Source organism: Caulobacter sp. UC70_42 (assembly GCF_044056025.1).
Lineage (GTDB): Bacteria > Pseudomonadota > Alphaproteobacteria > Caulobacterales > Caulobacteraceae > Caulobacter.
In genome coordinates this window covers 2842835-2867056 of the sequence record NZ_CP171994.1, presented here as the reverse complement: position 1 = coordinate 2867056, position 24222 = coordinate 2842835, and the positions used below count along the sequence as shown (strand labels likewise).

The 24222-nt window shown below is 68.3% G+C and carries 15 protein-coding genes and 3 pseudogenes; 7 read left to right on the top strand and 11 right to left on the bottom strand.

Going from position 1 to position 24222, the window contains the following annotated elements:
- Positions 1–123: 123 nt before the first annotated feature.
- The 4 genes from ACHMW8_RS14305 to ACHMW8_RS14290 all read left to right on the top strand — a co-directional run bounded on the left by ACHMW8_RS14305 (position 124) and on the right by ACHMW8_RS14290 (position 4668).
- Positions 124–423, top strand: coding sequence for a helix-turn-helix transcriptional regulator (locus ACHMW8_RS14305; RefSeq protein ID WP_125156207.1), 300 nt, complete (start codon positions 124–126; stop codon positions 421–423).
- 67 nt (positions 424–490) lie between these two features.
- Complete coding sequence (locus ACHMW8_RS14300; protein ID WP_395442906.1) at positions 491–2032, top strand: hypothetical protein; 1542 nt, start codon at positions 491–493, stop codon at positions 2030–2032.
- A gap of 86 nt (positions 2033–2118) precedes the next feature.
- Positions 2119–3363, top strand: coding sequence for an FkbM family methyltransferase (locus ACHMW8_RS14295; protein ID WP_395442905.1), 1245 nt, complete (start codon positions 2119–2121; stop codon positions 3361–3363).
- On the top strand, positions 3364–4668 hold the full coding sequence (locus ACHMW8_RS14290; protein WP_395442904.1) for a glycosyltransferase family 4 protein: 1305 nt from the start codon (positions 3364–3366) through the stop codon (positions 4666–4668).
- Here ACHMW8_RS14290 and ACHMW8_RS14285 read toward each other — a convergent pair.
- The 11 genes and pseudogenes from ACHMW8_RS14285 to ACHMW8_RS14235 all read right to left on the bottom strand — a co-directional run.
- The gene (locus ACHMW8_RS14285) at positions 4665–6164 is read right to left on the bottom strand and encodes a tryptophan halogenase family protein (protein ID WP_395442903.1); all 1500 of its coding nucleotides are present in this window, start codon (positions 6162–6164) and stop codon (positions 4665–4667) included. The two genes, ACHMW8_RS14290 and ACHMW8_RS14285, sit on opposite strands and share 4 nt — an antisense overlap.
- A gap of 36 nt (positions 6165–6200) precedes the next feature.
- Positions 6201–7236, bottom strand: a pseudogene (locus tag ACHMW8_RS14280) (cupin-like domain-containing protein).
- A gap of 1 nt (position 7237) precedes the next feature.
- Positions 7238–7969: a SapC family protein gene (locus ACHMW8_RS14275; protein ID WP_395442902.1), complete on the bottom strand. Its 732-nt coding sequence runs from the start codon at positions 7967–7969 to the stop codon at positions 7238–7240.
- A 99-nt stretch (positions 7970–8068) separates the two neighbouring features.
- On the bottom strand, positions 8069–11176 hold the full coding sequence (locus ACHMW8_RS14270; RefSeq protein WP_125156200.1) for a TonB-dependent receptor: 3108 nt from the start codon (positions 11174–11176) through the stop codon (positions 8069–8071).
- A gap of 406 nt (positions 11177–11582) precedes the next feature.
- Positions 11583–14474: a TonB-dependent receptor gene (locus ACHMW8_RS14265; protein WP_395442901.1), complete on the bottom strand. Its 2892-nt coding sequence runs from the start codon at positions 14472–14474 to the stop codon at positions 11583–11585.
- Positions 14475–14631: 157 nt separating this feature from the next.
- The gene (locus ACHMW8_RS14260) at positions 14632–15633 is read right to left on the bottom strand and encodes a FecR family protein (RefSeq protein ID WP_395442900.1); all 1002 of its coding nucleotides are present in this window, start codon (positions 15631–15633) and stop codon (positions 14632–14634) included.
- Between the two features lie 84 nt (positions 15634–15717).
- Positions 15718–16206 carry an RNA polymerase sigma factor gene (locus ACHMW8_RS14255; protein ID WP_125156197.1) on the bottom strand — a complete coding sequence of 163 codons (489 nt, stop codon included), beginning with the start codon at positions 16204–16206 and terminating at the stop codon, positions 15718–15720.
- Positions 16207–16295: 89 nt separating this feature from the next.
- Entirely contained in the window at positions 16296–19079 is a 2784-nt protein-coding gene (locus tag ACHMW8_RS14250; protein WP_125156196.1) for a TonB-dependent receptor, read from the bottom strand.
- 130 nt (positions 19080–19209) lie between these two features.
- Entirely contained in the window at positions 19210–19761 is a 552-nt protein-coding gene (locus tag ACHMW8_RS14245; RefSeq protein WP_395442899.1) for a phosphatase PAP2 family protein, read from the bottom strand.
- Between the two features lie 235 nt (positions 19762–19996).
- Positions 19997–20515 (bottom strand): annotated as a pseudogene (locus tag ACHMW8_RS14240) (Ca2+-dependent phosphoinositide-specific phospholipase C); the annotation flags it as partial.
- A 112-nt stretch (positions 20516–20627) separates the two neighbouring features.
- Positions 20628–20915, bottom strand: a pseudogene (locus ACHMW8_RS14235) (Ca2+-dependent phosphoinositide-specific phospholipase C); the annotation flags it as partial.
- A gap of 378 nt (positions 20916–21293) precedes the next feature.
- On the opposite strand from ACHMW8_RS14235, the gene ACHMW8_RS14230 reads away from it, so the two are divergent.
- From ACHMW8_RS14230 to ACHMW8_RS14220, 3 genes are all read left to right on the top strand, one after another.
- Entirely contained in the window at positions 21294–21962 is a 669-nt protein-coding gene (locus tag ACHMW8_RS14230; RefSeq protein WP_395442898.1) for a hydrolase, read from the top strand.
- 61 nt (positions 21963–22023) lie between these two features.
- A complete protein-coding gene (locus tag ACHMW8_RS14225; RefSeq protein ID WP_125156193.1) occupies positions 22024–22284 on the top strand; it encodes a DUF1427 family protein in 261 nt (86 codons plus the stop codon).
- A 77-nt stretch (positions 22285–22361) separates the two neighbouring features.
- Positions 22362–24221: an amidohydrolase gene (locus tag ACHMW8_RS14220; protein ID WP_395442897.1), complete on the top strand. Its 1860-nt coding sequence runs from the start codon at positions 22362–22364 to the stop codon at positions 24219–24221.
- Position 24222 lies beyond the last annotated feature (1 nt).

Here is a 24222-nt window from a genome sequence, read left to right as displayed (position 1 = left end):
AATTCCTATATAGCGTTCCTTGTACCCCCGCTGCGAAAGGGGTATATGGGCATGTGATTTATTCGTCGGAGAGGCGAGCGCGCACTCGCGCGACCCGGTCCGAACGACCCGCGAGGCTTTATAATGTATGGCAATCCGCAACGACGCAGCGCCACGGAGGTCCAGGATCTCCGCCGCGAAGGCGGCCGCTGGCTGAAGGAGCAACGCGAGGCCGCAGGCCTCTCGCAGCGCCAGCTCGCGGCCAAGGTGGGCGCCGACTACTACACCTTCATCTCCCAGCTGGAGACAGGTCGAGGGCGTATTCCGCCGGACCGTTACAGGGACTGGGCTCAGGCGCTTGAGGTTCCGGAGAAGACTTTCGTCCGCGAACTGCTCCGCTTCTACGATCCGATCACCTACGAAATCCTGTTCAGCGAAGCGTAGTTCGGTTAGGGTGAACGGCCGGCCCGGGAGCCGGCGCTTGTTTTAGGCGTGGGGAAACGTCCGCCGCATGGCCGCTCAGGTCCTTTCGTTCTTTCAGCGCTCGCCGCGCCACGCGCCGAAACCGGCCGACTGGAGCCAGCAGGAGCTGGCCGAGTTCTACCGCGTCGAGAGCGCCCTGATCCGCGCCGGCATCCGCGTCGGCACCGATCGCGGCATGAGCGACGAGAACGAGCCGTGGTTCTGCTTCTATCGCTCCGACGACGGCGAGGTGGTGATCCACTTCGCGCGCATCGACGGCGAGTACATGATCGCCGGCCCCGCCTATGAAGAGATCGCCCGCGGCTTCGACTTCTCGAGCCTGGTGCGCAACATGGTGGCGCGTCATCCGCTGATCCGGCGCGCGGACAGCGGCGGCAACATCTCGATCCACCCCGCCGCCCTGCTGGTGGCCGTGGTCGGCACCGCCTTCTTCAAGACCGGCGAGGCCCGCGCGGCCGAGACCGGCGCCGGCGCGCCCCAATCGCATCACAGCCGCCCCGCGCTGCTATCGTCCAGTTCGAACGCCGGCCTGACCGGCGGCGTCGCGCCGCTGTTCACGCCGACCCCGACCTACGACACCGCCCAGCTGCCGGCCAATCAGGCCGTCCTGATCCTGGCGGCCGCGCTGCTGGCGTCGGACTACAGCGTCGATCCGACCAGTCTGGATCCGGCCGCCCACGCGGCGATCTCGGCCGCCGCCGCGTCGCTGGACTTCGGTCCGGCCGCCGCCACGGTCCACAGCGTCGCGAACGACTTCACCCTCGCCACCGGCGCGCACGCCACGGTGATGGTCGACAACTCGCCGGCTCAGACCGTGTCGTCGGTGCTGTCGCTGGTGACGATCCTGGCGACCCTGCCGCAATCCGCCGACAGCTCGGCCGCGGCCGAGGCCCTGCTGAGCGCCGCGAGCGACTTGGCGCACCACGACCTGTCCCTGAACGCCCTGCCCTCGAACGAGAACGGTAGCTGGGCGCTCGATGTGCGCCTGGGCCTGAACCCCGGCGGCCTGCCCTCCGTCGAGGCCGTGCAGCTTGTGCGCGGCATCGCTGGCGACGCGGCCATGCAGAAAATCTCGGTGATCGAGGTCAGCAAGCTGCCCGAGGTCCTGGCGGACCTAGTCGCCAAGGGCGATCACTATACCGTCGCGCAGCCGCAGATCGCCCAGCCCACGGAGACCGTGTCCACGCCGACGCCGCCCACCACGATCACCGATCCGCCTCCGGCGAACGGCGGCGGCGGCGGCGGCGGTAATGGTGGTAGCGGCGGCGGCGGTGATTTGCCGCCGATGGATCCCGGCCTGCCCGAGACCAAGCCGACTCCGAGCGATCCCGCCCCGACCTTCGCCTCGCCGACCCTGGTCAAGCAGTTCGTCGACTACTTCATCGCGCACACCGGCAGCGTCGAGATCATCGCGAAGGGCGCGGATATCGTGATGTTCGATTCCCGCGTCCTGCATGACACCGGCACGATCGGTCACCTCGGCAGCATGACCTTCGACTTCGCCGATGGCAGCTCGATCAGCCTCGTCGGTGATCATTCGTCCTTCCTGCACGACGGGATTCTGGTCTAGACGAAACGCCTGGAGCGTCCGCTCCGGATGTCGCGAGATCAGAGGAATGACGGCCTCTCGCGGGGCCGCGTTCGGGAAGGACTGCCTTGAGGCCCGCACGCCTGGACCTGGCGATTAGTTCCGCCATGCGCGCTCCCGCCGCCGAAACGCCGGAGGCTTCGCCCTCCCCGCCCGCCGGTCCGCCGCCGCGCCGCCGCTTCGGGTTCGCGCGCCGCCTGATCGGCCCGGTGCTGTCGCCGGTCGCCAACTATGCGCGCCGCTATCTGCAGGCCAGCGTCGAGCACGAGCTGCGCCAGGCCCAAGCCCACCTGAACGTCCTGTCCGCCGACCTGCACGCGACCCAGGCGCGCCTGGATCACACCCAGAGCCTGCTGCATCTGGTGCTGCAACAGCAGCAGGTCGCCACGGCGACCCTGCAGACCCTGTCGGCCCAGCTGTCCCACGTCCAGAACCGCGGCGACCAGGCCTATGGCGAACTGGCCCGCCTGCCCGGCCTGTTCGGCCCGCGCTTCGACGAACTGGAGATCAAGGCGCGGCCGCTGATCCATTACGACGCGGAGTCCACGGCCATCCGGATGCGCGACGGCTATATCCTGGCTCCGACCGCCCTGCCCACCTTCGTGACCATGCTGGCCAACGCCACCAGCCGTGGCCTGGAGCCCGGCACCGGCGACGTGCTGCGCCGCCTGGTCCAGCCGGGCATGGTGGTCGCGGACGTCGGCGCCAATATCGGCCTGCTTACGTTGATCATGGCGTGGGCCGCTGGCCCAGCCGGCAAGGTCATCGCCTTCGAGCCGGAAGCGATCCCGCGCGCCAACCTCGAAAAGATGCGCCACCTCAACGGCCTGTCCTGGGTCGAGGTCCGCGACCAGGCCGTGGGCGCGCAGGCTGGCCAGCTGACCTTCCACGTCAGCGACATCATCGGCCACAGCTCCCTCTACGCCCTGCCCGAGACCGAGGGTTCGCGCGAGATCCAGGTCGAGGTCGTGCGCCTGGACGATGTCGCGCCCGCCAAACGCATGGACGTGGTCAAGATCGACGTGGAGGGCGCCGAACTGGACGTGCTGGCCGGCATGTCGGGCCTGATCGCCAAGAACAAGGACCTGGCCATCGTCGCCGAGTTCGGTCCCGAGCACCTGGGGCGCGTCGGACAGACCCCGGCCCAGTGGTTCAAGGCCTTCGCCGACGCCGGCTTCAAGGCCTACATCATCGACGAGGCGACCGGCGCGGCCGAGCCGACCAACGCCAAGGCCGCCGCCAAGGTGGTCTCGGCCAACATCGCCTTCGTACGCGCCGGCGGCGACGCCGAAAAGCGTCTGCTGGCTCGCTAGATGAAGATCTGCTGGGTGACGCCCTTCGTCCTGCGCTCGTCGATCGGCCGGGTGAGCGCCGAGGTCGCCAAGGCCCTGGCCCTGCGCGGCCACCAGGTCGAGATCCTGCGCTGCGAGGACCGGGACGACCCGGCCGAGCCGCTTCACCCGACCGCCCTGCGCGTGCATCACTGGCGGTCCTACGACCTCTCGCGCCTGCGAGCGGAGTTCGACGTGGTCGTCGTCAACATCGGCGACAACTATCCCTTCCACGGGGGCGTGTTCGCGATCCTGGACGCCGCGCCGTGCCTGGGGATCTTCCACGACTTCTACATCTACAACCTGTTCTCGGGCTGGCTGCATTACAACGGCCTCGACTATCGTCGACACGACGCCGAGATCGTCGCGACCTATGGCGAGGCCGCCCTGCCCCACGCCGTGGCCGTTCGCTCGGGCCAGATGCTGGACATGGGCGAGATCGCCCAGCACCTGCCGATGACCGAATGGCTGGCCGGCCGCTGCGAGGCCGCCCTGGCTCACGCCGAGTTCTACGCGCCCAAGCTGGAGGCGGTTGTTCAAGGTCCGGTCGCCGTCACCCCGCTGTGCTGCCCCGACCGCGCGACGCCTCCTGGGCCTCCCAAAGCCAAGGCCCAACTGACGCTCACCACGGTCGGGGTGATGAACCCCAACAAGCGCGTCGACGACGTGATCCGCGCCATCGGCGGCTCCGACACCCTGAAGGCATGCGTCTATCGCCTGGTGGGTCCGATCTCGGACGAGGAGCGCGCCAAGCTGGAAGTCACCGCCGCCGAGGTCGGGTTCGGCAATCTGATCATCGAGGGCGCGGTCGACGACGACACGCTGGACCGCCGCCTCGACGAAGCCGACATCATGATCGCCCTGCGCAAGCCGGTGCTGGAAGGCGCCTCGGGCTCGGCCTGCGAAGGCATGCTGAGCGGCCGCCCGACCGTGGTCGCCCGCGCCGGCTTCTACGGCGAGCTACCCGACGACCTGGTCTTCAAGATCGACGGCGGAATCGTGATCGAGGAGTTGCGCGACGTGCTCGAGCGCCTGGTCGCCGATGAGGCCCTGCGCCGCCAGACCGGCCAAGCCGCCCGCGCCTGGGCGTTGGCCAACCTCAACGCCGCCCGCTACGCCGAAGCCATCGAGGACCTGGCCCAGGCCCAGGTCACCAGCCGCCCTCTGCTGGCCGTCGGTCGTCGCATCGGCGGTGAGCTGACCGCCATGGGCCTGACCGACGCCGACCCGGCCGCGGGGCGGATCGGGGCCACACTGCAGAAGCTGTTCGCGCCGCTCCCGATCTAGGCGCTCTTGCTCACCAGAGGCGCGCAGTAGCGGTCGAGGAAGGCCTGGTGCTGCGGCAGTCGGGCCACCATGCCGTCGATGTTGCGCTTGAGGTCCTCCAGCGCGCCCTTCAGCTGCTGAGGCGGCATCAGCCGACCCATGTGATGGTAGGCGCGAGGCTGGATCCGCTGGCCCAGCAGCACCTGTAGCCACGAGTCGACCTGGAACAGCTCTCCAGGCGCCTGGTAGACCTGGGCGCTCTGGCGGAAGAGTTCGATGCGCTGGGCAAGGCTGTCGGGGATGCCCATCTCGCGCACGCGATCCCAGAACGGGCTGTCGGTCCGCTCGGTCGCCTTGTAGTGCAGGATGATGAAGTCCCGGATCTTCTCCAGTTCGTCGTCGGCCTGGCGGTTGTAGCGATCGACGGCCGCCAGGCTGATCCCGGCGAAGGGAAACAGCTGCATCAGACGCGTCACGCCGATCATGATCAGGTGGATCGAGGTCGACTCCAGCGGCTCGACGAAGCCGCTGGCCAGACCCAGCGCCACGACGTTCTTGTCCCAGGTCTTGCGGCGACGGCCTGTTCGATAGCGGATCAGTCGCGGCTCGATCAGGGTCTCGCCCTCGATCTCGCCCATCAACTTCGCGCGCGCATCGTCATCGGACATGAAGTCGCTGCAGTAGACGAGGCCATTGCCGACCCGATGCTGCAGCGGGATCTTCCAGCGCCAGCCGGCCTCGTGGGCGATCGCCCGGGTGTAGGGAACGGCGGGCTCGGTCGAACGGGTCTGCACGGCCAGGGCGCTGTTGGTCGGCAGCCAGTGGTCCCAGTCCTCGAAGCCGGCCTTCAGGGTTTGTTCGATCAGCAGGCCGCGGAAACCCGTGCAGTCGATGAACAGATCGCCCTCGACGACCTCGCCGTTCTCCATGACCAGGGCCTCGACGAAGCCGTCCTCGCCGCGCTGGCGGACAGAGGCGATCTTGCCCTCGACCCGGCGCACGCCCTCGGCCTCGGCCATGCCGCGCAGGAAGCGCCCGTAGAGGCCGGCGTCCAGGTGATAGGCGTAGTTCAGCGGACTCTCTTCGCCGGTGTAGAACCGGTTCTGCTCGGCGGCCTTCAGCTCCAGACAATAGTCGCCGAGGTCGCCGCCGAACCCCTGCTCGCGGGCCTGCATCCAGAAGTGATGGAAGCCGCCCATCCAGGTGGATTTGCCGACCTGGCCGAACGAGTGGATGTAGCGGTCGCCGACCTCGCCCCAATTCTCGAACGAGATGCCCAGCTTGAAGGTCGCCTGGGTGGCGCGCATGAACGCGGCCTCGTCGATATCGAGCAGCGCATTGAAGGTGCGGGCCGTGGGGATCGTCGACTCGCCCACCCCGACCGTGCCGATGTCCTCGGACTCGACCAGGGTGATGTCGAGCAGCGGCCCGAGCTGCTTGACCAGCGCGGCCGCCGCCATCCAGCCGGCCGTTCCGCCGCCCGCGATCACCACCTTGCGGACCGTCTGCTGGGTCATCGCGCCCTCCCCTTGGTTCTTCTTATCGGTTCAGTCTTATCGGTTCAGGCGGTCGAGCAGGTATGCTCTCAGCCGCCTGGCTTTCAGGTCATCCATCGGTCCCAGCGGTCCCCGCGCGGCCTCGGGCAAATGCGCCCCGGCGCGATCGGCGGGACCGAACAGGTAGTAGTCGAACAGGACCTTCCAGCCCTGCTTCTCGAAGTCGGGCCGGTCGCGCAGGCTCAGAAGGCCGTGCAGCAGGGTGTTCATCGGCGTGTCGACGAAACCCGGCGAAGCGTTCCACCAGTAGTTCACCAGCACGTTGAACGGCTCCAGCGCCTCGACCTGATGCCACCACAAGGCCGGGTAGACGAGGACGTCGCCGGGCTCGAGCTCGGCGACCTGGGCGTTGGCGATCGCCTCGCGGAAAAGCGGATGCTGCTCGAAATCGGGCGTGTCAAAATCGACCAGGCTGACCACCTGGCCGCCGGGCGTCGGCTCCAGCGGGCCGGGGTAGAGATTGGCGACCTGGTCCGGCGGGAACAGCGTGAAGCGCCGCCGGCCGACGGCGCAGACGGCGATATTGTTGGACATGTCGTAGTGAGCCGCCGCGGTCGTGCGGTTGCCGATCCACATTCCCGCCATCGGCGGCTGGGGGGCCGAACACCTCGGGTCCAAGGCCCAGGTCGTTGGCGGCCTTCAGGCTGGGGAAATAGGCGTCGAGATCGGTCGAGCCGACATAGACCGACGGGGCGTCATTTCGGCCCTCGACCTCTTCGAGGCGGCGCAGAAAGGTCTCCAGCGGCGCGCGTTCGGCCTTGAAGTTCATGGCCGCCCGGGTCTCGTCGTAGAAGAACCGGCCATTGATCGACGGATCACCGCTATAGCCCACCACCCGGCCGCCCTGGTCGTGAGCGCGGATATAGTCGCGCGCCGCTTGGCTGGATTCGAGGCCTGCCCGTACTAACGGCCAATCCCGCGCCAGGCCCTTGAACACCATCGGCGTCTGGCCGGCCAACACGGCGTCGAACGGGATCTCGGCCGGCGTCGCGACCCTAGTCTCCAGCGTCCGGCGGGCCGTCAGGGCGGGCACGTCAGGCCAATCCAGAGGAAGCGGCGCGCTTGCGGGTCTTGCGGGCGATGAGGTCCTCGATATTGCCCATGGAGGCGATCATGGCCCAGGCCGCGCGCAGCAGGCCCGACTGGTGCAGCCGCTCCAGGTCCGTCCCGGCGACGGCCGCCAGGCGATCGGGCGCCAGGGTGAAGACGTCCGGCACGTCGTAGCTGGTCTGGTCGTCCAGCTTGATCTCGATGTCGATCGGCTCGATCAGGCCCAGTTCGTCGAAGGCCGCGAACATCGGGCCGGCCACTTCCAGGCCCTCGTGGATGAGACTCAGCGTGCGGTTAACGCTCTGCAGATACGGCGCGGCGCCGCCGGCCGGCAGGAACAGGCGCTCGCCCGCGTCCCGGCTGACGCGCGGATGGTCGAGGTCGACATGGATCATCGGCCGCGGCTCGGCGCCCAGTTCGTCGCGTTGCAGGGCGATCGAGAACGGCCCGCGCCGCTGGACGGCGGGGATGTAACGGGCGTTCCAGCCGGTCTCGTCGAGGAACAGGTTCTCGTCGCGATCCAGGCCCAGCAGCGCCACGGCCTGGTAGGCGCCGGCGGCGTCCTTGCGGATCAGGATTGGATATTCGCGCTGCGCCGCCTCGAACTCTGTCGGCAGGAGCAGCGTCTGGTTGATCGCATCGCCATAGGCGACGCCGTGGCCGGCGAGCACGCGCAGGTCGGCGTGATCGATGTTGTTGAGAAGCACTCGGTTCATCTGGGCTCGCTCACGCTGTCATACGCGTAGTTCAAAGGAAGAAGGGGCCGCCGCAAGCGCGACGGCCCCCTGCCCCCAAGCCTCTAGAGACTTCCGATCCTAGAAGCGGTAGCGAGCGCCGAGCAGGAAGCGGCGATCCAGCTCTTGGGCGAACCACAGCTGGTTCGGATCGCGACCGTAGGTGCGCAGGCTTTCCTTGGTGAGGTTGATGCCTTCCAGGGAAACCGCCAGCGCCGGCGTGATGTCGTAGCTGACGCTGAAGTCCAGCTGACCGAACGGCGCGACATAGACCGGGTTACGGTCGTTGCCGCGATTGGTGGCCTGCAGGAACTTGTCACGCCAGTTGTAGGCGATCCGCGCCGAGATCCCGTTCTTGTCGTAGATCAGGGTGGCGTTGGCCGTGTCCGACAGACCCAGCAGAGCGAACTGGTCCTGGCCGGGGCTGGCGCCGTTGTCGAACGCGACGTCGCCACGCACCAGGGTGTAGGCCCCCGACACACCGAAGCCGGTGTCGCCGAAGAAGTGCTGCGCCGCGATTTCGAAACCGTGGATCTTGCCGGTCCGGTTGTTGATCGGCTTGGAGACCTGGAAATTGAACAGCGGGTCGCTGGCGTTGGCGGTGATGTCCACCGCCGCCAGGATGGCGTCGGCGAAGGCCTGGTTCAGGTCGCCGCTGGGGCCGCGATTGGCCTGGAACTGGGCCGTCGCCGCCGCCGCCGAACCGCCGTTCTGCTGCAGCAGGGCCGTCATCGTGAACAGGTTCACGTCGGTCGGCCCGGCTCCGATGGCGTTAAGCAGATCCCTGGCCGTGCCGGAGCGCGTGCCAGCCTGACCGGACGTCGGGTCACGCAGGCCGAACAGATTCTGCATCACCGTGCCGGTGCCGACGAAGTTGTTGACGCGCTTCTCGAAGAAGCCGGCCGTGATGAAGCTGCTGGGTTTGTAGTACCACTCCAGCGAGACGTCGAAGTTGTCCGAGATCAGCGGCTCCAGGTCCGGGTTGCCGCTGGTGCCGAGCGGGGTGGCCCCGTTGGCGACCGGACGTCCCGGCGCGTTGACCGTCTGGGCGGCGAACAGGTTGCCGTAGTCCGGCCGCGCGATGGTGCGGCTGAACGAGAAGCGGCCCACCACGTCGTCCCGAAGGTCGACCTGGAAGTCCAGCGAGGGCAGCAGGTTGTTGTACTTGCCCTTGCCCGACAGCGGCGAATAGGTCGACGCCGTGTCGATCCGGAAGTCGTTGTCCGACGTCCAGACGATGGCCGTCGGCGTACGCACCGCCGAGATCGACGTGACCTTGGTCTGCTCGTAGCGAACGCCCGTGACCAGGGTGGCCGGGAGGCCGGCCAACTCGGACTTCCAGGTCAGCTGGCCATAGGCCGCGGCGATGTCCTCGTCGACGCGGTTATTGTTCTGGCCGGTGACCCGCACCGGGTTGCCGCGGGCGGTGTAGACAGGCGACAGGGCGTTCAGCAGATCGACCGCGTCGGCGCGGAACGACACCAGGCCAGGGCCGGTCTGCTTCAGGTCCAACTCGCTGAAGCGACAGGCCATGCAGAAGGCCTTGACCAGGCTGCCGGCATATTGCTGGACGTCACGCGGGTTGGAGATGCCCCACGAGCCCAGTTCCTGCTCGGTGTTGGTCGTCGACTGGGTCATCTTCGAGGTGCGATAGTCCGCGCCGAAGTCCAGGCGGCTGCCGTTGTCGTCCAGGTCCCAGGTGAAGTCGATACGGGCTTCCTTGACCTCGTGCTCCTGGCGCTGCGCCGAGGTGCGGCCCACCTGGCTGCCCAGGTCGCCGACGTCGAGCTGACCGTTGCCGTTGCCGCGCGGGGCGGCGTCGTTGATCGTGATCGACTGGATCGGAACCTTGCCGCTGTAGTCAACCGAGTGCGACGAGATGATCGGCGCGCCGATGGAGACCATGGTCGAGCTGCTGCCGTTCGGCGCGCCCGGCTTGGAGTCCGACTTCGAGATGTGGCCGTCGATATTGACGCGGAAGCGGTCCGACAGGTCCCAGGCCGCGTTGAGGCCGTAGGACTTCAGGGAGTCCGTGTTGGCGCGATACTGCTGCTCGAAGCCCATGTCCTTGGTGCCGCTCAGGTTTTCCTGCAGCAGGACGGCGGTGGCCACGACCGGGTTGTCGTCGAAGGTCACCTTGTCGAACGGGCGGTTGAACCAGTTCGTGCTGTCGTTGCGGCGCTCGTACGACTTGTTCTTGGCGTACAGGGCGTCGGCCGTGATCGTCAGGCTTTCGGTCGGGCGGAATTGCGCGGTCAGCTGGCCGTTGACCCGTTCGCGCTGGCCTTGCGAGAAGTGGTAGCGGCTGTCGTTCGGGATCGCGACCAGGGTGTTCGGATTCGAAGGCGCGTTGGTGATCTGGGTCGCGCCGCCGTTCCGCACGAAGCCGTTCGCCGGATCGTTGAACTGAGCGAAGGTGCGGATGTTCCAGTCGTTCGAGGTGACCGAACGGCTGGTGAAGTTACGCTTCTGGTAGGCGCCGAACAGGGCGACGCCGAACTTCTCGCTTTCATCGAGATAGTTCAACAGGCCCGAAACTTCGGGCGTGTACTTCGACGTGTCCTCGAGCTTCTCGGACATGCTCTGGTCGTAGACGCCCTTGACCCCGATGCTGCCCGACAGGCCGTGCTCTCGGGCGTCCAGAGGATGGCGCGTCTTGACGTTGATCGTCGCGCCGATGCCGCCCGAAGGGATCGCCGCGCGACCGGTCTTGTAGACCTCCAGCGTGGTCACGCCTTCCGAGGCGAGGTTCGAGAAGTCGAACGAACGGCTGGTGCCCGCGGCGAAGTCCGTGGACTGGTCGCCGCCGACCGTGGCGACGTTGGCCGTCGGCATGGTGCGGCCGTTCAGAGTCACCAGGTTGAAGCCGCCGCCAAAGCCGCGGACGGTGACCTGCGAGCCTTCGCCGTTGGTGCGGTCGATGGACACGCCGGTGATCCGCTGCAGGGATTCGGCGAGGTTGGTGTCCGGGAACTTGCCGATGTCCTCGGCGGAGATGGCGTCGACAACGCCGCTGTTATTGCGCTTGATCGCGATCGACCGTTCGAGAGAAGCGCGGATGCCGGTGACGACGATTTCGTCGACGGCGGTGTTTTCTTGGGTCTGCTGAGCCAGCGCTGAGCTGGCGAACATGGCCGCCGTGATGGCGACGCAAGAGGCAGACGCGTGCAAGCGACGAAGCCGCTTCATAAGCCGTTCCCCCTAATTAGCCCCTGTGGGGCGCTGTTTTTGTTACGCGCCGGAAGCATTCCCGGCTGCTCTTCCCGTCCCGCGAGCGCTGGAAAAACAACCACCGCACGAGGTACTAGTTAGCGGTAACATCGGTCGCGGACCGCTGCAATGACAAAATGACAGCGCTGGCAGGATTTTTTCAAGCCGGTTTGAGCTGGTTTCCGTGACGATGGAACGGAACAGTTCGGCCCGCCTAAAGCGGCGCCTGACCCAGCCAATTCAGGCCTTCGCGTCTTGGTTGCTCCATATTTCAGGACGGTAACCGGTGTCCTGCGGACAAATCGGCGGCTAAAGCCGGATGCGGAGTCCGAAACCGAAAGAACGCCCCGAGCGGCCGATCTGCAGCGGGCGGTCGCGCCGCCCCTCATAAGCGGCCTCGACCGTGTCGGTCAGGTTGCTGGCCTCGAACGTATAGCGAGACGCGGGAACTCAGGTCGTAGAACCCGGCCGCGTCGAGATAGCCGGCGCTGGCCACCACGAAGCTGGACACCCCTCCCCCCTGCATGTCGGCCTCGGAGCCGAACGGCGAGCGCCAGGTCCAAGACAGGTGAGCGTGAAGCGAACCGCGTTCGACGAAGGGGCTGATAGACCAGGACAGGCGCGAGACGCCGTTCAGCCGGCCGCGCCGGCCCTGGTCGTCGCGGCTGGCGGCGTCGACCCAGGTGGCGCTGGTCCAGATCCCGACGCCGTGGGCGAAGCGCCGGCTGAAAGCGGCCTCCAGGCCCGTGACCTTCGCCTCGCCCGCGTTGCGCGGCCGGGACATCATCACCGTGGCCACCACCGGCGGCCCGGCGCGGGTGGCGAAGGCCAGGCGCTCGGGTCGGGCCGAGACGACGATGAAGTCGTCGATGGTCTTGTGGAACAGCGCCAGGCTGACGCCGCCGAAACCCTCGAACTCACGCTCCAGCGAGAGGTCGTAGTTGGCGGCCAGGTACGGCTTCAGCGCCGGATTGCCGCCGACGCCGGAGAATAGGGTCCCCGGCGAGGGATTGTCGATCTCCGCCTGGCCGCGCTGGTAGAGGATCGAGACGAGACTGCTGGCCGGCACCGTGGCCGAGCGCAGGTCCGCCAAGGATGGCCGGGTGATGCTGCGCGAGGCCGCCAGCCGCAGCCGCCAGTGCTCATCCAGCGCGATGGCGAGGTTGACGCTGGGCAGGGCCACGGCGTGGGCGCCGGCATAGCGGACCGACTTGACGTCCATGGAGCCCGTCGGGGCGACGCCCAGCAGCGTGCCGGTCACGTCCGTCCGGGTCCGGGCGGTCCGCAAGCCGACATTGCCGGTGGCCGGCAGGCCCAGGACGCTCGTGGCGAAGTCCAGGCGACCGTAGGCGGCCAGGATTCGCTCGCCGACCTTGTAGGAGCCCTGCAGATCCGCGCCGGTCGGCACCAGGTCCTTGGCGTCGACGATCACCCGGTCGGCCTCGCCCGGCAGCACGAAGCCGGCGCGAAAGGCGGTGAAGTCGGCCGAGGTCCAGGCCGGCGGTCGCGCGGCGATCAGCCGGTCGAAAGCCTCGCCGGGCGTGCCGATGTCGAAGAAGCCGGCGTCGACGACCGTCCCGGCCCGTGGCGCGGCCTCGCGGTCGCGGCGCTGGAAGTCGCGCCCCCGATCGGTGACCTGCCCGCCCAGGCGCAGACGCTCGAACCGCAGGGGTCCCAGCGTCCAGTCGACCGGCCGCTCGGCGGCGACCAGTCCGGTGACATCGTGGTCGTCCACATGGGTGGCGCGGACGCCGTAGCGCGAGAAGGTCAGCTGGGCCGGATCGGTCAGGTCGAACGACGTCGACAACAGCGGCGTCTCGCGGCGCGCGATCAGGTCGGGCCCCAGGTCGAAGCCGTAGGAGACGCCCAACGGGCTGACCGCGCCGATCCTCTGCAGCGGCGTGTCGAGGTTGGAACGGGCGCTGGACAGGCTGAGGCGTGGCTCCAGGGTCCACCCGCCGACGTCGGCCTTCATGGCCAGGCTCAAGGAGACGTTCTCGTGAACCTGGTCGGAGACTTCCAGGTTGTTGCCGATCTCGCCGGCGGCGATGCGGCCGCCGAGCAGGGTGCGGCCCTCGATCCGCGCGTCGCCCGCCGCCAGGGCCTGGGCCGCGTAGTCGCCGATCCCGTAGACGATGCGGTCCTCGCGGATGCTGTTGTCGAAACGCGAGGCCAGGGTGTCGAGATAGAGCGTGACGCTCGGCGCGACCCGCCACTCGGCCCCGGCGAAGGCCGTGGTCCGCGCGCGCTGCTCCTGCTCGATCGTGGTTCGGATATCCTCGGGAACGGTCAACGACGCGCCGTTGACGACAAGGTCGCGATAGCGCGAGACCTGAAAGCGGTCGTACTGGACCTCGCGCCGCTCGGTGGAGACGCCGGCGACCACGCCCAGCCGACCGTCGGCGCGCCGCCAGCGGCCAGAGATGGCGACGTCCGGCGACACGGCGTCCGAACGCAGCTCGGCGTGGGCGTCGGCGCGGATCGACAGGTACGACGCCCCCTCCAGCCCGCGCACCGTGCGGATGTCGATGTTCGAGCCGATGCCGCCATCCACCAGATCGGCCGTCGCCGACTTGGCCACCACGGCCCCGGCCAGCAGGTCGGCCGACAGGGCGCGAAACCGGAACTGCCTGCCGCTCTGGGTGGAGTTGCGGATGTTCTCGTTGAACGCCACCGGCGCGCCGTTCAGGGTCACCGACTGGAACAGCGGCCCAAGGCCCCGGACGCTGACGAACTGCCCCTCGCCCACCTCGCGCTCTATGGCCACCCCCGGCACGCGCTGCAGGGCCTCGGCGAGGTTGGCGGCCGGAAGCTCGCCGATCCGGCCCGCCGAGACGGCGTCGACGATGGCGTCGGCGCGCCGCTTCTGGAGCAGAGAATCCTCGATGCCGGCCACGAAGGCGGCGGTGATCGTGACCGCATCCAGGTCTGTCGGCGCTTCGGGAGCCGGCGCGACGCGAGGCGGCGCGGACGCCGCCTCGGCCCAGACCCGCACCGAGGCGCGGTCGACGATCTCGTAGCGCAGGCCCGTGCCCGCCAGCAGGCGCTTCAGAGCCTCCGGCCAAGGCATGGTCCCGGACACCGCATTGGCGCGATAGGCATGGCCTGGCTGGGTCGACAGGGCGAAGGCGCAGCCGGCCTTCAGGCACAGGGTCATCAGGGCGGCGCGGGCGTCCTGGGCGGGGATGTCGAAGCGCGGCGCCGGGCCTTGCGCGAACGCCGGCGCGGCCGCGGCCAGCGCCGCGATCGTCAGGGCGGGCACGCGACGGAAAGACATGCGGCGACTGGCGAAAACCCCCGGCGCTGCTGGGCGCCCGGGTCTGGTACCGCCGCTTCGTGACAGACTTGCGAAGAGCCTGCCCTGATCGGCGTTGTTCAAGCCGAGCAGGATAAGCAGGCGCGGCCAAAAGAGCCGGCTTTCTTGCGAGAAGCGCCTATCTCGCCGTGGCGACAACCTCGCCCGAACCGGTGCGCTTCAGCATCACCGGCAGCACCTTGGCGGCGCGGTCGATCACCGTCCCGCGGCCGTCCAGCGCCAGCATGGCGGTGACGCGTTGGCGGCCCAGCGCCGGGTCGGCCAGGCGGATCCTGGCGTCGGTGTAACGGTCCAGTTCGGCCAGCACCTCGGACAGCGCCGCGTCCTGGAACACCAGCCGGCGCTCTCGCCAGGCGACGGCGGTGGCCGGATCGATCCGGGCCTCGCGCCGCACCGCGCCGCCGGCCCGGTAGCTGACCTGGTCGCCGGGGATGAGCCGGACGGGCTCGGCCGAGAGTCGGGGCTGCGAAACCTCGACCGAGCCCTCCAGCAGCTCCACCCGGGCACGGCCGTCGCGGAGGCTCGTGGCGAAGTGGGTGCCGGTGACGATGACTTGCCGGTCGGCCAGGGCCACCTGGAACGGGTGGACCTTGTCGTGGGCGACCGCGAAATAGGCCGCGCCCTTGTCCAGGGCGAGGCGACGGACCTTGCCGTCGACCCTGGCGCGCAGGGTGGTGGCGGTGTCCAGGGTGACGACCGAGCCGTCGGCCAGGGTCACATCGCGGATCTCGCCGACGGCGGTCGTGTAGGTCTCGGCGCCGGCCAACGGATCCTGCAGGCGGGTGATCAGCGTCGGCGCTATGGCCAAGGCCAACACGGCGGCGACCAGACCGCCCGCCAGGGCGACGGGAGTCCAGCCCGTCTTCTCGCGGCGACGCGCGGCGACCGGCGTGCGCGGGATCAGGTTCAGCTCGCCGACGAGCTCGGCCCGCAGATCGCGCGTGTCGCGCAGCAGAGCCTTGGCGTCCTGATAGTCGGCGAGGTTCTTCGGGTTGGCCGCCAGCCAGCGCTCGAAGGCCGCCAGGGTCGAACGCGACGGGTCCGGACGGCCCAGGCGCACGACCCAGTCCTCCGCGGTGCGCGGCTTGGCTTCGAACAGGCTGGCGAGACGATCGAGCATCTTGGCGGTTAGGCCTTCCCAATGAGCAGCGTGGACCGGTCTTGCCCGGGGCGCATCTTCACAACGATCCACAAGCGCGACACCTCAGGTCCCCCGCGCGGCTTTCAGCCGACGTAGCGCCTCGGCCAGGTGCTTTTCCACCATGCTGACCGACACGCCGAGGCGGTCGGCGATCTGGCGGTAGCTGAGGTCCTCGAAGCGATGCAGCAGGAAGGCGTCGCGGCAGCGCGGCGGCAGCTCGCGAATGGCGGCCGCGACGCCGGCCAGGTCCTGGCGGGCGATCGAGCGGCGGTCGGCGGCCGGGTCCTCGCTGGGCGCGTTCTCCCAGGCCGCGGTCGTATCGTCGGTATCGAGCCACAAGGTGCGGGCCCGCTCGCGGCCGGCCTGCTTCCAGTGGTCCTTCAGGAGGTTCTTGGCGATGGCGAACAGCAGCGGCCGGCTGTCGGCCTGGCCGATCTCGTGACCGGCCCGATGGAAACGGACGAAGGTTTCCTGGACGATGTCCTCGGCGTCCTCCAGCGACTGGCCGCGTCGCTGGAGAAACAGCACCAGTTCGGCGCGCAGCCCCGTCATGCCGCCTCTCCAGTCGCTCCTCTTGGGACGCGCCGAAGCGCTCCCCCCGGCGAAGGGGGGAGCGCGCCCGGTGATGGCGTCCAGCGGGCTCAGAAATTCATCCGCAGGCCGAGCGAGAAGCGCCGTCCCGACTTCTCGTACATGGTCGGGAACGACGGATCCATCGTGTAGCCCTTGGTGACCTCGTCGGTGACGTTGATCCCCTCCAGGCTCAGTTGGACGCGCTCGTTGACGTTGTAGCTGACCGAGATGTCGGTCTGGCCATAGCCCGAGCGCCAGATCGGATACATCTCGTAGCCGATGCCCTCGACGTACTTGCCCTTGTAGTTATAGGAGACGCGGGCCTGGAACCTGTCGTTCTCGTAGTAGAGCGTGAGGTTGTAGGCCTTGTCGGCCAGGCCAACCGGCGGGGTCGGGACGCCGATGATCGACTGGCCGCTCAGCGAGCTGTCCAGGATCGTGTAGTTGGCGTTGACGCCGAAGCCCTTGGCCGGTTCCCACAACAGGCCGAACGGCACGATGGCCACCAGTTCGACGCCGTCGACATTGTACGAGCCCGCGGCGTTGATCGGCTGGTAGACGTCGAAGTCGTAGACGCCGTCGATCGTGCCGTTGGCGTTGTACTTGGTGACGCCCTTGACCGTGCCCGTGAGGGCCTGGCGGACGACGCCCTCGATCTTCTTCTTGAAGTACGAGACCGCCAGCAGGCCGCCTTCCGGCAGGTACTTTTCGAGGCCGACTTCATACTGCTCGGCGAAGGTCGGCTTCAGGTTCGGGTTGCCGTCCGTGAAGCGGAACGAGTTCCAGCTGGCCGTGCGCTTGTAGGCCAGGTCGGTCAGGGCCGGGCGCATCAGGGTCTTCGAGGCCGCGCCGCGCAGCACGATGCTGTCGGTGATGTCGGCGGTGAAGTTCACGCTCGGCAGCAGCTTGTTGTAGCTGCCGTCGCTGGACACCGGCGCAGGGGTATAGGTCGTGCCACCGGTCGAGGTCTGGACCTGGTGGTAGCCTGACGAGGTGATCGAGGTGTCGACATAGCGAACGCCGCCGTTCACCGCCACCGGCACGGGGCCGACGTCGAAGCCGAGGTCGGCCATGGCGTAGACGCTCGTGACCTTCTCATCGACCTTGTAGTAGTCGCCCGGCGTGAACGGCGTGGTGAAGCCAGCGTAGCGGAAGGTCTTGCGCGCGTAGTCGTTGGAGATCTGGCTCCAGGTGATGTCGCGGACCGTGTAGTCGCCGCCCGGCACCAGGTCGCCGATCGGCGTCAGCGGGCTGTCGGCCATGGTGCGGGTGTTGAGCCAGGCGGTGCTGCCCGGCCCCGGCCCCTGGATGTTCAGCGCGCCGTAGCGGCGCTCCTTGGACTTGTCGGTGTAGCGGGCGCCGACCTGGATGGTCTTCAGCGCCGGGAAGAAGCCGATCGAGAACTCTTTCGTGTAGTCGGCCTGGGCCGCGTACTTGTCGTCGGTGATCTTCTCCAACGTCGTCTCATAGGCCTCGAACAGATATTTCGACGGCGAATTGTACATGTCGATCGAGGCCGGATTGGCGCTCTTGATCGTCTCGCCGCCGGTGGCCGTCCAGCGGGTGCGCGACGGGGCGTAGGCCACGTGCTTCAGGTTCGAATAGTCGAGCGTCTTCTTGGCGCCCGAATAGCCGGCCAGGGCGTGCAGCTTCCAGGTCTCGCCGCGCCAGTTCAGATCCGAGCCGAACTGGGCGTAGTCGGTCTTGTTGATCTGCTCCTTGCTGAGCATTTCGTGCTGGGTCGCGGTGTAGGAGACGTCGCGCAGCACGACCATGTTGTAGTCGGCCAGGGTGGTCTTGTCGTAGCTGTGGATGGTCTCCAGCGTGCTCTTGCTCGAGGCCGAATAGGCGGCCGCGTCGTACTGGTCCTCGGTCGCGTCATAGCCGCCCAGCATCAGGTCGAAGGCGATGTCGAAATTGGCCGAGGGCTTGTACTGCAGCGAAGCGGTGCCGCCCCACTGGTCCTGGGTGTTCAGGTAGGCGCGGTCGCCGACCTTGTCCTGGAAGATGATGCGGCCGGTCTCGTCGCGATTGGTGTTGCTCTTGACGACGACGCCGGCGTCGCGGGCCAGGACGGCGGCGGCCTGCGAGGCGCGCGTGCCGCCCGCTTCCAGGAAGCGGAACATCGGGCGGAAGTTGATGCCCGAATTGGAGTCGGTGCGGTTCGTGCGGCGCGCGGCCGAGAACGACACCAATCCGCCCCAGTTCCCCCACGTGTCGCTGGCCAGGAAAGCGACCTTCGGGTCGGTCTTCTTGGAGATCGAGTTGTAGGCGCCTTCGGTCGAGGCGATCAGCTTGCGGCCGCTGTAGTCGAACGGGCGCGCCGTCGAGATGTAGATCGAACCGGCGATGCCGCCTTCCTCATCCGAGGCGCGCGGCGACTTCTGCACGGTCACCTGCTGGATGACTTCCGAGGCGAAGATGTCGAACTCGACGTCGCGGCCGCCGCTGCCCGAGGCCGTGGCCAGGTTGTTGATGGTGACGAAGGTGAATTCGCTGGGCAGGCCGCGGACGCTGACCCGGCCGCCGAGGCCCTTGTTGCGCTCGATGGTCACGCCCGGCATGCGCTGCAGCGCCTCGGCCAGGTTCTGCTCGGGGAAGTTGGCGACGTCGGTGGCCACGATCGAGTCCGAGAAGCCGATCGTCTCGCGCTTCATGTCCACGGCCTTTTCCAGGCTGCGACGATAGCTGCCGGTGACGACGATCTCGTCGACCTGGGCGTTCTCGGCGGCCGCCGCGGCGACGGCCTGGGCCTGGGCGCCCGTGGCCGAGAACAGGCCGATGGCGGCGCAGCTGGTCATCAGCCAGGCCAGGTGGCGCGCGCGGCCGCCGTTCGTGTTCAGTCCGATCATCCGCTCAATCCCCGAGGTGTTGTTGCGACAGCGGGCGGACCGAACACGCCAGTTCGACCCACGCCCCCGACGGCTTCAACGACCGCCCCGGACGTCCCCTCAGCGGCGAGATGTTGATTTCATCAAAACTTCACGGCCGGGCGGGTGAGGCGCTCTTCGCGCCGCCTTGCGCGAGGATCGCGTCCAGCTCGGCGCGCGCCGCCTCCATGTCGCGGCGGAAGTACGGCGAGACGTGTTCCGCGCCGTAGATCGTCGCCCCCGACTGCATGCCGGCTTCCGTGGCGCTGACGCTGTGCGAGCCACAGACCCAGCGGCTTTCGGCGTAGTCGCGGCCCCGGGCGTAGAGCGCGTCGGCCCGGCTGGGGGCCAGTTCGGCCAGGATCATCGCCACGTGCATGCCGAACGCCGAGTGGCCCGACGGATAGTCCGGATTGCCGGCCAGGTGATCGCTCTTGGCCTCGCAGATCGGCGCGTCCGGCTTGCCGATGTAGGGACGCTTGGTTCCCCAATGGGTCTTGGCGACGCTGACCACCGAACGGTCCTCGCCGGCCCGCTCCAGCAAGGCGGCGAGGATCGGGGCCTGGGTCGGGTCGATCGTAACGCCCAAAGCCTCGGAGAAGTGCTTCCAGGTCGTGCCGTCGACATCGTCGGTGGCCCGCTTCCAGCGCGCGGAGCCCTTCAAGCTTCGGCTCTGGTCGAAGATCGCCGCGTCGGCGATCGCGCGGGGCGAACCGGCGGTCGGCGGGGCGGCCAGAATTCTTGGTCAGATCCGGGCGCTGGGCGGGGTTCAGATAGCCCTGGACCGGCGCGCCGGGCGCGCTCTCGAACGGGGCGTCGCAACCCTTGGCGATGCGGACGGGATTGCAGGTCGCCGCCTCGCCGCCGGTCAGGCGCACGGTGTAGCCGCCGGCGAAGCGCGGGTCGGCCCACAGGTAGTCGGTCGAGACGTATTGCGCGCCGCTGGACAGCGCGGCGCTGCGCATCGTCACGTCGTTCTTGCGCGCCTGGACGGTGTCCGCGTCGGCGCGGGTGCGGACGATGAAGCCGGCCTTCACGGCGGCGGCGATGCGCGCGCGCTGGCCCACGGGATCGTTGAGGGTCAGATAGGCGGCGGCCGGCGAGGCCTCGTCGGTGTTGACGAACATCGCCCGGCCTTCCAGCGACTTGCGGGCTCCGCGATAGGCCGCGACCTTCTCCGAGCTTTCATCGAGGGCGAAGAACACCTTGCCACGCGCCGCGCTCAGCGTCGGCCAGCCGTCGGCCAGCACCGCCTCGCGCAGGGTGGCCCGCTTGCCCTGGACCTGGTCGGGGGTGATCAGTTCGGCGTCGGCGAACACCGACCGGATCTCTGCGTCCAGGGCGTCGAAGGCCTTTTCGTCGAACGGTAGGGCCGCGACGCCGCCGGGAAAGCTGGACGGACCGTCCTTGGCGTTCACCAGGATCAGGATCGGCGCGTGGTCCGGGTGGGCCTTCGACCAGGCGCGAAATCTGGGTCAGGCATTCGACGAAAGTCGGACAGGTCGTGCGGAAGTCGACGTCCTGCATGTGCAGGACCTTGTAGCCCGGCTTGGCCATGGCCGCCGCCCAGGCCGGGGCGGGGACGGCACCCTTGCCGAATGCCGTGGCCGGCTTGGCGAAGCGCCCGCCGTCGGGATCGCGCACCACGTCCAGCTCCAGCTGCCGGGCGCCCGCGTCCAGTTCCTCAGCCAACGGACGATGGCTGTAGTCGAGCCCCAAGGCCCCCTGCCCTGCCGCCGCCAGCATGGCCTTCATCTCGTCGGCCGGGATCGCGGCCTTGTAGGAATTGTGGGTGCCGACCGCGAGAATGTCGTTCATCCGCGCCGCCTGGGCGCTGGGTTCGGCGGCCATCAGGGCCAGCAGCAGGCTCAACATCATCTTCTCCCGGTACAGGTCGAAGCGGAGCCGTAATGCGGTTTTGTGACAGTCGTGCGCGGGCGGCCAGGTCCTTGCCCGATCTCCAGTGACCGAGTTTCAGGCGGGTTCGTTCAAAAGGCGACACGACCCGCCGAGCCGCGGAGCCCGTCCCTTCGTAGCCTGAGCACGCCTAATTCGTCGCGACCGACGATAGCGTTTTTGGAAACAGTGACTTTCCACCATTTCCATTTATGCGGCGATGCGTCGCGGCCAGAGTGAGCTTGTCAGAACAACGGGGCGGCCGGGAACGGTCCTCCACCCAACGCAAAAGGACATCCCATGACCCTCGTCGCCACGCCCACCGCCGGCCCGCAACTGCTGACCCCGACCGACCACACCCTGGTCATGATCGATTTCCAGTCGCAGATGGCCTTCGCGACCCACTCGATCTCGGCCACCGAGCTGCGCACCAACGCCGCCCTGGTCGCCCGCGCCGCCGCCGGCTTCGGCGCCTCGACCATCCTCACGACCGTCGCCGAAAAGAGCTTCTCGGGCCCGATGTTCGACGAGATCAAGGACGCCTTCCCCGGCGTCGCCGCTCTCGACCGCACCTCGATGAACACCTGGGAAGACGCCGCCGTCATCGCCAAGGTCAACGAGATCGGCAAGCCGCGCATCGTGCTGGCCGGCCTGTGGACCAGCGTCTGCATCGTCGGCCCGGCCCTGTCGGCCCTCGCCCAAGGCTTCGAGGTCTATGTCATCGCCGACGCCTGCGGCGACGTCTCGGCCGAGGCCCACGATCGCGCCATGGATCGCATGGTCCAGGCCGGCGCCCGCCCGATGACCTCGTTGCAATACCTGCTGGAGCTTCAGCGGGACTGGGCCCGTTCGGAGACCTACGATCTGACCACCGGCATCGCCCGCGCCTATGGCGGCGCGTACGGCCTGGGCATCACCTACGCCAAGACCATGTTCGGTGCGTCGGAAGGCCACGCCACCGCCGCCTGACCCCTGTCCTCGGGGCGGGATCCCAAGGTCCCGCCTCACTTCAGTTCACGGAGCGTCGGCGATGAAACCCTACCTGCTGTCCCTCGGCGCCGGCCTGCTCGTCGGCGTGATCTATTCGCTGCTCGGCGTGCGCTCGCCCGCCCCGCCGGCCATCGCCCTGCTGGGCCTGATGGGAATGTTGCTGGGCGAACAGGCGGTCCCGATCGCCAAGCGCCTGCTGACCAGGGCTCCCGTCGTGGCCTACCTGAAGACCCCCGAATGCGCCGGTCAGGTGCTGGGCCCGCAGGCTGTCGACCCGCAAAAGGCCGAGGGCCAGGCATGACCCTCAATCGCCGCCAAACGGTCGCGCTCGGCGCGGCCTTCCTCTCCAGTCCCGCTTTCGCCCGGAGCCCCGGCCCAATGTCCTCCCAAGCCGACCTGCTGCTGATCAACGGCAAGTTCACCACCCTGGATCGGAGCAACCCGCGCGCCGACGCGGCGCTGGTCCGCGACGGCAGGTTCGCCGCCGTCGGCGAGGAGGGCGAGGTCCGCGCCGCGGCCGGCCCGAACCCGACGATCATCGATCTTGCGGGCCGCCGCGTGATCCCGGGCCTGATCGACAGCCACATGCACATCATCCGCGGCGGGCTGAACTACAATATGGAGCTGCGCTGGGACGGCGTGCCCACCCTGGCCGACGCCATGGCCATGCTGAAGAAGCAGGCCGCCAACACCCCGCCGCCCCAGTGGGTGCGCGTGGTCGGCGGCTTCACCGAGCACCAGTTCGTCGAGAAGCGCCTGCCGACCCTGGACGAGATCAACGCCGCCGCGCCCGAGACGCCGGTGTTCATCCTCCACCTCTACGACCGCGCCCTCTTGAACCGCGCCGCCCTGCGCGCCGTCGGCTACACCAAGGACACGCCCAACCCGCCGGGCGGCGAGATCCAGCGCGACGCCTCGGGCGAGCCCACCGGCCTGCTGCTGGCCCAGCCCAACGCCACGATCCTCTACGCCACCCTGGCCAAGGGCCCCGAGCTGCCGCCCGACTACCAGCTGAACTCGACCCGCCACTTCATGCGCGAGATGAACCGCCTGGGCGTGACCGGGGTGATCGACGCCGGCGGCGGCTTCCAGAACTACCCCGACGACTACGAGATCATCGAGAAGCTGCACGCCGACGACCAGCTGACCCTGCGGATCAGCTACAACCTGTTCACCCAGAAGCCGAAGGCCGAGCTGTCGGACTTCCAGTCGTGGTCCAAGCAGGTCAAGCCGGGCCAGGGCGACGACACGTACCGCCACAACGGCGCGGGCGAGATGCTGGTCTACAGCGCCGCCGACTTCGAGGACTTCCGCGTCGAGCGGCCGGAAATGCCACCAAGCATGGAGACCGACCTGGAGCCGGTGATCCGTCACCTGGTCGAGAACCGCTGGCCCTGGCGGCTGCACGCCACCTATGACGAGACCATCTCGCGGGCCCTGGACGTCTACGAGAAGGTCAATCGCGACATGCCGTTCGACGGCCTGCACTGGTTCTTCGACCACGCCGAGACGATCAGCGATCGCAACATCGACCGCATCGCGGCCCTGGGCGGCGGCATCGCCGTGCAGCACCGCATGGCGTTCCAGGGCGAGTACTTCATGGAGCGCTACGGGGCCAAGGCCGCCGAGGCCACGCCCCCGATCGGCAAGATGCTGAAGGCCGGGATCCCCGTGGGCGCGGGCACCGACGCCACGCGGGTGGCCAGCTATAACCCTTGGGTCTCGCTGAACTGGCTGGTGACCGGCAAGACGGTGGGCGGCGCGCGCCTCTACCCGCCGGCCAACCGCGTCGACCGCGAGGAGGCCCTGCGCCTCTGGACCACCGCCAACACCTGGTTCTCGAACGAGGAAGGCAAGAAGGGCCAGATCGCCGTCGGCCAGCTGGCGGACCTGGCCGTGCTCAGCGACGACTTCATGGCCGTGCCGGAAGACGAGATCCCGCACCTGTCGTCGGTGCTGACCCTGCTGGGCGGCAAGATCGTCCACGGCGAAGGCGACTTCACCAAGCTCGCGCCGGTGCTGCCGCCGCCCATGCCCGACTGGTCGCCGGTGCGGACCTTCGGCGGCTATCAGGATCGCTCGCGCGGCCACGCCCGGGCTCTCGCCAGCGCCTGCGGCTGCGCCAGCCGCTGCAACGTCCACGGACACGACCACGCTTCGGCCTATACCCGCGCGGCGCCGACCAGCGACGCGCGCTCCTTCTGGGGCGCCATGGGCTGCGGCTGCTGGGCGGTATGAC

Excerpts from the sequence above, each read along its gene's own strand:
- ACHMW8_RS14270 (WP_125156200.1), bottom strand. The coding sequence starts at position 11,176 with ATGAAGCGGCTTCGTCGCTTGCACGCGTCTGCCTCTTGCGTCGCCATC.
- ACHMW8_RS14250 (WP_125156196.1), bottom strand. The coding sequence starts at position 19,079 with ATGATCGGACTGAACACGAACGGCGGCCGCGCGCGCCACCTGGCCTGG.
- ACHMW8_RS14285 (WP_395442903.1), bottom strand. The coding sequence starts at position 6,164 with ATGACCCAGCAGACGGTCCGCAAGGTGGTGATCGCGGGCGGCGGAACG.
- ACHMW8_RS14225 (WP_125156193.1), top strand. The coding sequence starts at position 22,024 with ATGAAACCCTACCTGCTGTCCCTCGGCGCCGGCCTGCTCGTCGGCGTG.
- ACHMW8_RS14255 (WP_125156197.1), bottom strand. The coding sequence starts at position 16,206 with ATGACGGGGCTGCGCGCCGAACTGGTGCTGTTTCTCCAGCGACGCGGC.
- ACHMW8_RS14290 (WP_395442904.1), top strand. The coding sequence starts at position 3,364 with ATGAAGATCTGCTGGGTGACGCCCTTCGTCCTGCGCTCGTCGATCGGC.
- ACHMW8_RS14275 (WP_395442902.1), bottom strand. The coding sequence starts at position 7,969 with ATGAACCGAGTGCTTCTCAACAACATCGATCACGCCGACCTGCGCGTG.
- ACHMW8_RS14300 (WP_395442906.1), top strand. The coding sequence starts at position 491 with ATGGCCGCTCAGGTCCTTTCGTTCTTTCAGCGCTCGCCGCGCCACGCG.
- ACHMW8_RS14260 (WP_395442900.1), bottom strand. The coding sequence starts at position 15,633 with ATGCTCGATCGTCTCGCCAGCCTGTTCGAAGCCAAGCCGCGCACCGCG.
- ACHMW8_RS14230 (WP_395442898.1), top strand. The coding sequence starts at position 21,294 with ATGACCCTCGTCGCCACGCCCACCGCCGGCCCGCAACTGCTGACCCCG.
- ACHMW8_RS14220 (WP_395442897.1), top strand. The coding sequence starts at position 22,362 with ATGTCCTCCCAAGCCGACCTGCTGCTGATCAACGGCAAGTTCACCACC.
- ACHMW8_RS14305 (WP_125156207.1), top strand. The coding sequence starts at position 124 with ATGTATGGCAATCCGCAACGACGCAGCGCCACGGAGGTCCAGGATCTC.
- ACHMW8_RS14265 (WP_395442901.1), bottom strand. The coding sequence starts at position 14,474 with ATGTCTTTCCGTCGCGTGCCCGCCCTGACGATCGCGGCGCTGGCCGCG.